Origin of the sequence: Pseudomonas sp. D47 (assembly GCF_045447305.1) — a bacterium.
Classification (GTDB): Bacteria; Pseudomonadota; Gammaproteobacteria; order Pseudomonadales; family Pseudomonadaceae; genus Aquipseudomonas.
The window spans coordinates 26,989-38,757 of record NZ_JBJGXU010000054.1 but is presented as its reverse complement, the minus strand read 5'-3'; the positions used below and the strand labels follow the sequence as shown (position 1 = coordinate 38,757).

Annotated in this window: 8 protein-coding genes; 1 reads left to right on the top strand and 7 read right to left on the bottom strand. The window is 60.0% G+C overall.

Annotated elements, in window-relative coordinates; genetic code table 11:
• Nucleotides 1–262: 262 nt before the first annotated feature.
• Entirely contained in the window at nt 263–883 is a 621-nt protein-coding gene (locus ACI77I_RS25205) for a BON domain-containing protein (RefSeq protein ID WP_094950190.1), read from the top strand.
• A 290-nt stretch (nt 884–1,173) separates the two neighbouring features.
• Here ACI77I_RS25205 and ACI77I_RS25200 read toward each other — a convergent pair whose 3' ends face one another.
• The 7 genes from ACI77I_RS25200 to panB all read right to left on the bottom strand — a co-directional run bounded on the left by ACI77I_RS25200 (nt 1,174) and on the right by panB (nt 11,758).
• Nucleotides 1,174–4,107 carry a DUF748 domain-containing protein gene (locus tag ACI77I_RS25200; RefSeq protein ID WP_406998856.1) on the bottom strand — a complete coding sequence of 978 codons (2,934 nt, stop codon included), beginning with the start codon at nt 4,105–4,107 and terminating at the stop codon, nt 1,174–1,176.
• Between the two features lie 87 nt (nt 4,108–4,194).
• Complete coding sequence (locus ACI77I_RS25195; protein ID WP_094950187.1) at nt 4,195–5,211, bottom strand: class I SAM-dependent rRNA methyltransferase; 1,017 nt, start codon at nt 5,209–5,211, stop codon at nt 4,195–4,197.
• 60 nt (nt 5,212–5,271) lie between these two features.
• Nucleotides 5,272–6,141: an oxygenase MpaB family protein gene (locus ACI77I_RS25190; protein ID WP_094950186.1), complete on the bottom strand. Its 870-nt coding sequence runs from the start codon at nt 6,139–6,141 to the stop codon at nt 5,272–5,274.
• Between the two features lie 17 nt (nt 6,142–6,158).
• On the bottom strand, nt 6,159–8,096 hold the full coding sequence (gene acs, locus ACI77I_RS25185) for an acetate--CoA ligase (RefSeq protein ID WP_242152567.1): 1,938 nt from the start codon (nt 8,094–8,096) through the stop codon (nt 6,159–6,161).
• Nucleotides 8,097–8,201: 105 nt separating this feature from the next.
• Nucleotides 8,202–9,866 (bottom strand): glucose-6-phosphate isomerase, encoded by a 1,665-nt coding sequence (gene pgi, locus ACI77I_RS25180; protein WP_242152564.1) that lies wholly within the window; start codon nt 9,864–9,866, stop codon nt 8,202–8,204.
• Nucleotides 9,867–10,109: 243 nt separating this feature from the next.
• Complete coding sequence (gene panC, locus ACI77I_RS25175; RefSeq protein ID WP_406998853.1) at nt 10,110–10,961, bottom strand: pantoate--beta-alanine ligase; 852 nt, start codon at nt 10,959–10,961, stop codon at nt 10,110–10,112.
• Nucleotides 10,958–11,758, bottom strand: a complete 801-nt coding sequence (panB, locus tag ACI77I_RS25170; RefSeq protein WP_094950182.1) for a 3-methyl-2-oxobutanoate hydroxymethyltransferase — start codon at nt 11,756–11,758, stop codon at nt 10,958–10,960. Before panB ends, panC begins: the two co-directional genes overlap by 4 nt.
• Nucleotides 11,759–11,769: the final 11 nt, after the last annotated feature.

Genomic DNA, 11,769 nt, shown 5'->3' with positions numbered 1-11,769 from the left:
TTCGGGGTCCTTTTTTTATGGGGATGGGAAAATGCAGAAAAATCAGGCGTTTAATCCAGCCCAAAAGCCGCAACTTGCATGCAGGCAGGGTCCTCTTCATGCAAGTTGCACGATTCCGGATTTTTTAATATTTCATAACTCGTTGTTTTAAAAGGTTTTATTTCAACTCTGTGAGTTGGCACAGTGTCTGCAACATCCCTGTTAACGCTGCAGCATCAAGGTTTACCCACTGCAGACTTTCAATAAAACAGGAGTTACTCGTATGAAGAAGTTCGCTCTCGCTACTGCTACCGCTCTGACCCTGGCCATGGGTGCTAACGTGGCCTTTGCTCAGACTTCCCAAGCTCCAATGACCCTGGCCGCTGGCGAAGTGACCAAAGCCAAAGAGTCCACTTCGGATACTTGGATCACCACCAAAGTCAAAGCTGACCTGCTGACTGAAAAAGGCATTCCTGGCTCGGACATCAAGGTTGAAACCAACAAAGGCGTGGTTTCGCTGTCCTCGACAGTTGCTATCTCTGACTCGCAGAAAGCCACTGCCGTAGCGATCACCAAGAAAATCAAAGGTGTTACCGCTGTTTCCGCTGACGGCCTGCTGGCTGGTGGCGCAACTAAGGCCGACAACATCGACAAAACCAAAGGCGCAGCAGCCGACGCAAAAGGCGCTACCTCTGATACCTGGATTACCACCAAAGTGAAAGCTGACCTGGTAACCGAGAAAGGCATTCCTGGCACCGACATTAAAGTCGAAACCAACAAAGGTGTAGTGTCCCTGTCCTCTTCCGTCGCAGTGACTGAAGCGCAGAAAACTACCGCGGTAAATATCACCAAGAAAATCAAAGGCGTTAAAGCTGTATCGGCCGATGGCCTGAAAGCAGAGTAACGCTTAACGTCTCGTCTGAACTGTAAAGCGGCGGCTTAGGGTGAGTTAGATATCCACCCGGTGCACCTCTGGAGTTCATGCGACCGACCACACGGATGTGGTCATTACAGGCCCCGGCACTTGTGTCGGGGCCTGTTCTATTCTGAGCAGAAACAAAATCTCCAGGCCGACCCAAAACAAACGTGGGAGCTGGCTTGCCTGCGATAACATCACCTCGATTCAACTGAATGACCGAGGTGTCTGCATCGCAGGCAAGCCAGCTCCCACATTTGCATGGTGCCGCTCAGGTGTTACTCAGCATCCAGATGCATCGGCGTCACCACCCGACCATCCTTCTGCGCCTGCCCCAGGTTGGCATCAATGAAGTACACCCGGTCATCTTCCAACTGGCCTTTGTCCACCAGGTAGTCCTTGATGGCACTGGCACGGTCTTGCCCCAGTTGGCGCAGCAAGACGTCACTGGCGCCCCAGAACTTGATCAACCCATCACGCAGCTTCGCAGTGCGATCATCGCTGCCCAGGTCTTTCCATTCGGCCGGTGGTTGTTGTTTCAGGCGTGTACGGTAGATGCCTTCAAGCAGCGGCGCCTTTTCCTTCTCCGGTACGACAAGCAACGAAGCCTGGGCCGGGACTTTATCGCCACGGCGCTGGAGTATCTTGTAGTAGTTATATTGGTATTCACGTTCCAGACGTTCTGCGGCGAGGAACGGCCCGTCACTGCTGGCAGCGGCCGTGCCTTCGATTTCCAAGCGCAGGGTAGGGCGCTCTTTCAGCGCCTTGGCCAGGGTGTTCAGCGCGCCTTCGGCGTCTTTGTTCAATTCGCTGGAGCCTGCCGCGAACGACACATTGCCCAGGTCTTCAGAGCCCCCGCCAGTCACCAGCCCGCCGATAAACTTGAACGGCGCCGTCGCCGCGCGCACCACTAGGTTACGCAGGGTCTGCCACACAATCGGCATCACGCTGAATTGCGGGTTGTTCAGGTCGCCCGTCACCGGCAGCTCGATGGAGATCTTGCCGTCAGAGTCCTTGAGCAGGGCGATTGCCAGGCGAATTGGCAAGTCCACGGCATCGGCGCTGTCGACTTTCTCACCCAGTTGCAGCTGTTCAACCACCACTTTGTTTTCAGCCTTCAACTGGCCCTTGGTGATCACATAGTGCAGGTCGAGATTAAGGCGGCCCTTGCGGATGCGGAACCCGGCGAACTTGCCGGAGTACGGCGTCAATGTGGTCAGCTCGACGCGCTTGAAGCTGGTGGCGATATCCAGCGCCGCCATCGGATCAAACGGGTTCACGCTGCCCTTGATGGTCACTGGCGCATAGCGATCCACCTTGCCCTTGATATCGACGGTGGCCGGTTTGGCCTGGCGACTGTCAATAGTGCCGATCTGCCCGTTGAGCTGCTGGATGGCCGTGGCGAAGTTGGGTGTGAGGCTGAAGTCGGCGAAGTTGGCCGAGCCGTCATTGATCGCGATCTGGCCGATATGAATGCCCAACGGCTTGTCTTTACTCGCCGCGGGCTTGGCCGCTGATTTGGCGCCACTGTCGGCGGGCTGCGGGATCAGCAAGTCGTCGATGTTGGTGGTGCGGTCATCGTTGATCATGAAACGCGCGTACGGCTGCAGCAGGTTGACCTTGTCGATCGACAGGCTGTCGCCGTGCTGATAGTTCACACCTTCCAGCACCAGGCGCTGCCATTTGAGGAAGTCGCGGGTCTTGAGGGTGTCCAGAGTGTGTAACTGATCGACCTGAGCGCGGCCGGTGATCTGGAGCGCCAATGGCTCAGTGCTTTTAAGGTTCACATCCAAGTTACTGCCGAGCATGCCGCTGCGCAGTTCCAAGCGAATGAACGGGCTGATATAGGACTGGGCGACCCGCAGGTCGATGTCCTGGGTATTCACTTTGAGTTTGGCGCTGACCGGGTTGAGGTTGACCTGGCCGGTTGCCTGGATCTTGCCTTGCTTGCCCAGGCCGGTATCGACTTTCAAGGTAAAGGGGCTTTGGTTCAGGCTGTCGAAGTTCTGCACGTCGACATTCAACGGGCCCAGCTCCAGCGCTACCGCAGGTTTGACCTGGCGGTCCGCCAGGTGCACCTGATAGTTACGCAGTTGCACATCCTTGAGCAGCACTTGCCAAGGTTTGCTGGGTGCTGTTGGCTGCGCCTTTGGCGAGTCGGCTGTCGCCGGTGCGGTGGCAGGTTCCGGCGCCTTGGCCGGTTTGCTCGGTTGGCTGGCGAACAGTTTCTGCCAGTCCAACTGCCCATCGGCTTCGCGGGCGGCCCAGGTTTCCAGCTTGTTGCTGCGAATCTTGCCGACCACTACCTGCTGCTTGGCCAGGTCCACCGTGGTTTCGCTGACGTCCAGGCGTTCCAGGCGCACCAATGGGCGGCCATCCGTTGCCTTGATTGCAAACGGCGCGATGCTGGCGGCGGTGTTGGTCAGGTTCAGTTCGGTTTCTTTGGCCAGGCTGAATTTGTAGTCGGTGCTGAAATTCAGCACGCCATCTTCCAGCACCAATGGCAACGCGTCTCGCACGTATGGCCACCAGGCTTTCATCTTGCCATCGGTGACTTTCAGCGTGCCCTCTGAGGTGATCGGTATCAGGCTGAAATTGCCTTTCCAGTCGATCTGCCCACCTTGAGGGCCGGCGGCCACCAAGGTCATGTTGGCATTGTCTTCCGGCAGCGTGCTGAGGTTTTTCAGCTCAAAGTCGAGTTTGTCGTAAAGGAATTCGATCGGTTCGCTGGGGCGCAAATCTTGAAAGTGCACATAGCCGCCAGCCAGCTTGATGCTGTCGATGCGCAGCGGGAACGGCTTGGCGTTAGGGTCAGTCGGCGTGGGCTCGCTCGGCGGCAGCTTGAACAACTGCGCAAGGTTCAGTTGGCCGGACTTGTCGAACAGCAGCTCGGTCTTGGGCTGGTCCAGCTGCACATCGGCCAGGTGCAGCGCACGGGTCCAGAGACTATCGATCTGCAGGTTGGCGTAGAGACGCTCGAAACCCACCTGCTCCTTGCCCGGTTCGCCGATCTTCAAGCCCCATGCCGTAACTTCCAGGCTGAACGGGTTGAGCTCGATTCGCTCGATGCGTGCCGGCACCGTGGCGTAATTGGCCAACTGTTGGTTGGCAATGCGAAGGGCGATGCCCGGCAGAATCAGAAAGCCCAGCAAGCTGTACAGAGCCAGGGCGGTCAACAAGGCGCCAGCGGCGCGGATCAATCCTTTGGGCATGAGTGACGCCATCTATGTAGAACAAGAGTGCCTTGGAGTATGGCACGGGATTTCGGTTCCGAAGTACCGGGCTGCTTGGGAAAAGTACTACAACTGAAGGATCAGGGTTTTCAGAGGCGGCTGCTGATCCTGAGACGGGAAGTCGGCTCCCGGCGCCATGATTTGCCAGTCGCGTACCGGGCGCCCGGCTTTTTCGGCGCAACGCAGCACCTGTTCGCGCCAATCATCCATGCTGACTTTCGCCAAGTTGTTGCAGCAAATCAGCACGCCATTGTCGGCGGTAGCGAGCAGTGCAGGCTTGAGCAGGCTCTGGTAGTCGCGCAGCAGGTCGACGGTGCCGAACGCGCTCTTGGCCCAGGCCGGTGGGTCGAGCAGCACCAGGTCATATTGGCGTTGCTCAAGGCGCGGATAGCTCGGCAGCTTGTGGCCGCGGCGCTGAGTGATCGGCAAGCCCGCCAGTTGGCGAATCGCCGGAAAGTAGTCGGATTGCACGAAACCCATGGTCGGCAATTGTGGGTTGAGCACACCGTTTTCGCGGCCCACCGCCAGGTTGCCCTCGGCGAAGTCCAGGTTGCACACCTCGCGGGCGCCACCGGCTGCCGCGCTCAGGCCCACGCCACAGGTGTAGGCAAACAGGTTGAGCACACGTTTGCCGGCGCTGTGTTCCTTGACCCAGCCACGGGTGTTGCGCAGGTCGAGAAACAGCAGCGGGTCCTGCCCAGCATGGCGCCCGCGCACGCGGTAATTGAGGCCCCATTCGTGGCCGACCAAGTCTTCCAGTGCCGCCGGTTGGGCGCGGTACACCGTGTCTTCACGGTCGATCCGCGAATTGCCACGCGAGCGGTCGTTGTACACCAGCAGCAATTCCAGGCCCATGAACTGGTTGATCAGTTCATGCAGGTTCAACAGCTCGGCTGTTTCCAGGGACTGGTGAAAACTCTGCACCAGCAGTTGCGGGCCATAACGGTCAATGGTCAAGCCGCCGGCGCCTTCCTGGCTGCCGTGGAACAGCCGGTAGCAGTCGGTGCCCTGGGCATGCAGCGTGTTGATCAGGTCTTGGCGTTGATCGAGGGCGGCGCGCAGCGCCTGATTCAAGGGAGTCATGGAGCGCGCCTTGCTTGCGAGTCAATATGGGCGCGGAGTTTAACAGCTATGAGCCGCCGCCTACATCAGCCCCATTCGCCGATGGGCGCGCTGCACCGAACCATTGCGCATCGCCCAGCGCAGCAACGGTGCACTGCGCTTGACCCCGGCGCGGATCAGCTGGCGCTGCAACGGGCTCTGGTGCTGTTCGAGCAGGCTGCTTGCCCAGTCTGGCAGCAGGTCGATCCCGGCCTGCATCATCAAGCTGCCAAAGGGTTTGGCCAAGGTGCTGGGTGCGGGTGCATTGAGCAGCAGGCGCAGCACTTCGCGGCTGCGCTCGTCGCACAGCAGTTGCGGACGAATGCGTGCCAGGTAATCCGAAACTTCCTGCCGTGAACGCGGAACATGCCGAGCGCCCAAGCGCTCGGCGACCAAGGCGATTTCACTGTAGTAACGGTCCTGGTCCCGGCCCGAAAGACCCGGGTTGCAATAGCGCAGGTGCGACGCCAGAAAGTTGCTGACCTCCGCCACGTGCACCCACGTCAGCAGTTCCGGATCGCTGGCCGCGTAAGGCCGCCCGTCCGGGGCATGCCCGGTCACTTGCAGGTGGATGGTGCGCACTTTTTCGATCAGCCATTCGGCGTCTTTGCGCGAACCGAAGGTGGTGCCGGAAATAAACTGCGAGGTGCGCCGCAAGCGCCCGAGCATGTCCTGGCGAAAATTGGAGTGGTCCCACACGCCGGCCAGGGCCAGCGGGTGCAAGGCTTGCAGCATCAAGGCGCTGATGCCGCCAATGAGCATGCTGCTGAAGTCGCCATGCACTTGCCAACTGACCGAGTCCGGCCCGAACAGGCCGGGATCGCCCTTGGGGTTTTCCAGGTCCAGCTGGCCCAGTGACAAGCCGGTAAGGCTCATCAACTGGGTTTCGATACGGCTGCGGATAAATTCCATGGCGACTTCAGAGGTTCCTAGCGGTTCAGGCGTTTGTCGATCAGCCCGTCTACCACGCTGGGGTCGGCCAGGGTCGAGGTATCACCCAGGCTGTCCAGTTCGTTGCAGGCGATCTTGCGCAAAATCCGCCGCATGATCTTGCCTGAGCGGGTTTTCGGCAGGGCGGGTGCCCATTGGATCAGTTCCGGCTTGGCAAAGCTGCCGATTTCCTTGCTCACCAGCGCCAGCAGGTGTTTTTTCAGCTCATCGCTGGGCTCGACGCCATTCATTGGCGTGACGAAGGCATAAATCCCCTGGCCTTTGACGTCGTGGGGATAGCCGACCACGGCAGCCTCGGCCACCTGATCATGCAGCACCAGCGCGCTTTCGACCTCGGCGGTGCCGATACGGTGGCCCGAGACGTTGATCACATCATCGATGCGCCCGGTGATCCAGTAGTCGCCGTCTTCATCGCGCCGTGCGCCGTCGCCGGTGAAGTAGTAGCCGGGGTAGGGTTTGAAATACGTGTCGATCATGCGCTGCGGGTCGCCGTAGATGCTGCGAATCTGGCCCGGCCAGCTGGCTTTGATCACCAGCACGCCACTGCCGGCACCGCTGATTTCCTTGCCTTGCTCATCCAGCAGCACGGGCTGTACGCCAAACATCGGCTGGGTCGCGCAGCCTGGTTTGATACGCTGGGCGCTGACCAGTGGGCTGAGCATGATGCCGCCGGTTTCGGTCTGCCACCAGGTATCGACAATCGGGCAGCGTTGTTCGCCCACGGCGTTGAAGTACCAGTCCCAGGCTTCCGGGTTGATCGGCTCGCCGACGCTACCCAGCAAACGCAGGCTGGCGCGGGACGTGTTCTGCAGCGGCCCGTGGCCCTCACGCATCAAGGCGCGCAGCGCGGTGGGCGCGGTGTAGAAGATATTCACCTGATGTTTATCGATCACTTGCCAGAAGCGCGAGCTGTCCGGGTAGCTCGGTACGCCTTCGAACATCAGCGAGGTAGCGCCATTGGCCAGCGGGCCATACACGATGTAGCTGTGGCCGGTGACCCAGCCCACATCGGCGGTGCACCAGAACACTTCGCCGTCACGGTAATCGAGCACGTACTTGAAGGTCATCGCCGCCTGCAGCAGGTAGCCGCCGGTGGTGTGCAGCACACCTTTGGGTTTGCCGGTGCTGCCGGACGTGTAGAGTATAAACAGCGGGTCTTCGGCGTCCATCGGCTCGGGCGGGCAGTCGTCGCTGGCGGCGTCCAGGGCTTGCTGGTAGTTGAGGTCGCGGTCTTTGACCCAGATAAGGTCGGCCCCCGTGCGTTGCACCACCAGCACCGTGCTGACGTTCGGGCAACTGGCCAGGGCCTTGTCGACATTCTTTTTCAACGCCACCGGCTTGCCGCCGCGCACGCCTTCATCGGCAGTGATCACGGTGCGACAGTCGGCGTCGAGAATGCGGTCGCGCAGGGCGTCCGGTGAGAACCCACCAAACACCACCGAGTGCACCGCGCCAATTCGCGTACAGGCCAGCATCGCGTAGGCCGCTTCCGGGATCATCGGCATGTAGATGCACACTCGGTCGCCTTTCTTTACGCCACGGCTTTTCAGCACATTGGCCAGGCGGCTGACGTTTTGGTGCAGTTGGCGGTAGGAGATTTTGGAAGATTTTGCAGGATCATCGCCTTCCCAGATGAAGGCCGGCTGATCGGCGCGTTGCGCCAGGTGACGGTCAATGCAGTTGTAACTGACGTTGAGTTGACCGCCGGCAAACCATTGGGCGGCGCCAGTCTTGATGTCTGACTGTTGGACGGTGTGCCAGGGTGTTATCCAGTCGAGAAAGCCCTTGGCCTGTTCGGCCCAGAAGGTGTCAGGTTGCTCAATGGATTGGCGATAGAGGCGCTGGTACTCGGCTTGACTGAGCTGCGCGGCAAGGCGGACGGCATCGGCGGCGGGAAACGTGCTGATATCGAACATGAGCGGTCCTTATTCTTGTTTTCGGGACAAGGCATAAAGATGCACGCTGTGGGGAGAGGGTTCAAGGCCAACGTCCAAACGGACGTTGGCCTTGGTGTACCGGCTTCAGCCGCGGTGACGACCGCGGAAGTAGTTGATCAGGCCTTGGGTCGACGCATCGTCAGCCAGGGTTTCTTCGGCGCCGGTCAGGCGGTTGTAAACGCCCTTGCCCAGCTCCTTGCCCAGCTCAACGCCCCATTGGTCAAAGGCGTTGATGCCCCAGATCACGCTTTGCACGAACACCTTGTGCTCATACATGGCCACCAGTGCGCCGAGGCGACGTGGGCTGATGCGCTCCACCACAAGGGTGTTGCTCGGGCGGTTGCCCGGGATCACCTTGTGCGGGGCCAGTTTCTGCACTTCGGCTTCCGCCAGGCCTTTCTCGCGCAGTTCGGCTTCGGCTTCGCTGCGGGTCTTGCCGAGCATCAGTGCCTGGCTTTGGGACAGGCAGTTGGCGTACAGCCACTGGTGGTGGTCGGACACCGGGTTAAAGCTGACGATCGGCACGATGAAGTCGGCTGGGATCAGTTGGGTCCCTTGGTGCAGCAACTGGTGGTAGGCGTGCTGACCGTTGCAGCCGACGCCGCCCCAGATGACCGGGCCGGTGTCGGTGGACACTGGCGTGCCGTCCTGGCGCACGCTCTTGCCGTTGGATTCCATGTCCAGCTGTTGCAAGTGCTTGGTGATGTTACGCAGGTAATGGTCGTACGGCAGGATCGCATGGCTCTGCGCACCCCAAAAGTTGCCGTACCACACGCCCAGCAGGCCCAGCAGCACGGGCATGTTCTGTTCAAACGGGGCGTTTTGGAAATGCTGGTCCATGGTGTAGGCACCGGACAGCAGTTCCTTGAAGTTGGACATGCCGATGGCCAGGGCGATTGGCAAGCCGATGGCCGACCACAGCGAGTAACGGCCGCCGACCCAATCCCACATCGGGAAGATGTTTTCTTCGCGGATACCGAAGGCCACAGCTGCCGCGTTGTTACTCGATACGGCGATGAAGTGGCGGTAAAGCTCGGCTTCCGAGCCACCTTGGGCCAAGTACCAGGCGCGGGCTGCCTGGGCGTTTTTCAGGGTTTCCAGGGTGTTGAAGGATTTCGACGAGACGATAAACAGCGTGGTCTCGGCGCGCAACTTCATGGTCAGCTCGTGGAATTCGCTGCCGTCGATGTTCGCCAAGTAGTGGCAGCGCACGCCTTTATGGGCGTAGGACAACAGTGCCTCAGAGACCAGCTCCGGGCCGAGGAACGAGCCACCGATGCCGATGTTCACCACGTCAGTGATCGGCTTCTCGGTGTAGCCACGCCACAGGCCATCGTGGATACGGCCCACGAGGTCGGTGATCTGGTTCAGCACTTTGTGCACGTCCGGCATGATGTTCACGCCGTTGACCGATAGCTTGTCACCCACGGGGCGGCGCAAGGCGGTGTGCAGAGCCGGGCGGCCTTCGGAGGAGTTGACCGGTTCGCCGGCGTAGAGCGCGTCGATCGCAGCTTTAAGGTCGACTTCCTTGGCCAGCCCTACCAGCAGGTCGCGGGTTTCGGTCGTGATCAGGTTTTTCGAGTAATCGAGGAAAAGCCCGCAACTGCTCAAGGTGAACTCGGAAAAGCGCTGGGGATCGGCATTGAACGCGTCGCGCATGCTGAAATCCTGCATGGCTTGGCGATGTTTATTGAGCGCTTGCCAAGCGGGCAGAGCGGTAACGTCATGAGGAGTGCGGTAATACGCCATCGCTGCGGGTTTCCTTTTTATTACGGGGACTTGCCTTTAGGACACTTCTAAATCCGGAACGTCCAGTCTTTCATCAGGCGTTGGGTGCCGGTCAGCGCCAACAATGGCGCAGGGCGATTACATTAAACCTAGCGTGTCGATATGTCTTGGCTTTGTCTGCGCTGTGGCCGGTACTTTTTTATACCGGCACAGCGGGGAGGGCAACAGGTGCGGTGTTTTTTCAATGAGAAAAGGCGGGGGTGGTCAGGCCAGGTTCAGGTGCAAGTTATCGATCAGGCGAGTCGCCCCCAGATACGCTGCAACCAGGATCACCACATCGCGATCCTCAGCCGTGGCCGGGCGCAAATGCACGCCTTGGCGCACTTCGAGGTAATCCATGCACAAGCCGGCGGCTTCAATGTGCTGGATTTGCTCGGCACGCAGCTTGGCGAAATCGTGGTCACCGGCTTTGATCGCCGCGGCAATCTGGCTGAGGCTGCGGTACAGCACCGGGGCGATGGCACGCTGCTCGTCGGTGAGGTAGCCGTTGCGCGATGACAGCGCGAGGCCGTCAGCGGCACGTACGGTCGGCTCGCCGATGATCTGGATCGGCATGTTCAGGTCATGCACCATGGCGCGGATCACCGCCAGTTGCTGGTAATCCTTCTGGCCAAACACGGCCATGTCCGGCTGGACCATATTGAACAGCTTGCTCACCACTGTGGCCACGCCTTCGAAGTGCCCGGGGCGGCTGGCGCCGCATAGGCCTTCGGACAGTTGCGGAACACTGACGCGGGTCTGGCCGGTCATGCCGCCGGGGTACATTTCTTCGACGGTCGGCGCGAACAGCAGGTTGCAACCGGCTTGCAGCAGCTTTTCCTGATCCGCCGCCAGCGTGCGAGGGTACTTGTCCAAATCTTCGCCTGCGCCGAATTGCAGCGGGTTGACGAAGATGCTCGCCACCACAAAATCCGACTGCTGCGCGGCCTTGGTCACCAACGTGGCGTGACCGCTGTGCAGGTTGCCCATCGTGGGCACAAAGCCGATGCGTTTGCCGGCGCTGCGCGCGTGGGCGACGGCGGCGCGCAGTTCTCGTACGGTTTTAACGGTGTTCATGCAGAGAATCCGTGTTCAGCGCTTGGGAAAGTAACGGCTTTGACTTCGTTGACGTAAGCGCTCAACGCGGCCTGGATACTCTCTTGGCCGGCCATGAAGTTCTTCACGAATTTCGGCGCACGGCCGGTCAGCGACAGGCCGAGCATGTCGTGCAACACCAGAACCTGGCCATCGGTATCGGCACCTGCGCCAATGCCGATCACCGGCACTTTGACGGCCTGCGTGATCTCAGCAGCCAGTTCGCTCGGCACGCACTCCAGCACGATCATCGCAGCCCCGGCTTGTTCCAGGGCGATGGCATCCGCACGCATCTGGCGCGCCTGGGCTTCATTACGGCCTTGTACTTTGTAGCCGCCGAGGATGTTCACCGACTGCGGTGTCAGGCCCATGTGCGCACACACCGGCACACCGCGCTCAGCCAGCAAACGGATCGGCTCGGCGAGCCACACGGCACCTTCGACTTTGATCATGTGCGCACCGGCTTGCATCAGTTTGCCGGCGTTTTGAAAGGTCTGTTCGAGGGTGGCGTAACCCATGAACGGCAGGTCAGCGATGATGAAGGCGCCGTCGTTACCGCGCTTGACGCTGGCCGTGTGGTAGGCGAGTTCATCAGTGGTGACGGGCAGGGTGCTGTCATTCCCTTGCAAAACCATGCCGAGGGAGTCACCCACCAGCAGCACCTCGACGCCGGCCTGGCAACAGGCCTGGGCGAAGGTGGCGTCATAGCAGGTCAGCATGGCGATTTTTTCACCTTTGAGCTTGAGGCTCTGCAAGGTGGTCAGGGTAATGTCTGGCATGAAAAGGGTCC

What these genes read in the sequence shown, in the direction of transcription:
- ACI77I_RS25205 (WP_094950190.1), top strand. Translation starts at nt 263, where the DNA reads ATGAAGAAGTTCGCTCTCGCTACTGCTACCGCTCTGACCCTGGCCATG.
- ACI77I_RS25200 (WP_406998856.1), bottom strand. Translation starts at nt 4,107, where the DNA reads ATGCCCAAAGGATTGATCCGCGCCGCTGGCGCCTTGTTGACCGCCCTG.
- ACI77I_RS25195 (WP_094950187.1), bottom strand. Translation starts at nt 5,211, where the DNA reads ATGACTCCCTTGAATCAGGCGCTGCGCGCCGCCCTCGATCAACGCCAA.
- ACI77I_RS25190 (WP_094950186.1), bottom strand. Translation starts at nt 6,141, where the DNA reads ATGGAATTTATCCGCAGCCGTATCGAAACCCAGTTGATGAGCCTTACC.
- acs (WP_242152567.1), bottom strand. Translation starts at nt 8,096, where the DNA reads ATGTTCGATATCAGCACGTTTCCCGCCGCCGATGCCGTCCGCCTTGCC.
- pgi (WP_242152564.1), bottom strand. Translation starts at nt 9,866, where the DNA reads ATGGCGTATTACCGCACTCCTCATGACGTTACCGCTCTGCCCGCTTGG.
- panC (WP_406998853.1), bottom strand. Translation starts at nt 10,961, where the DNA reads ATGAACACCGTTAAAACCGTACGAGAACTGCGCGCCGCCGTCGCCCAC.
- panB (WP_094950182.1), bottom strand. Translation starts at nt 11,758, where the DNA reads ATGCCAGACATTACCCTGACCACCTTGCAGAGCCTCAAGCTCAAAGGT.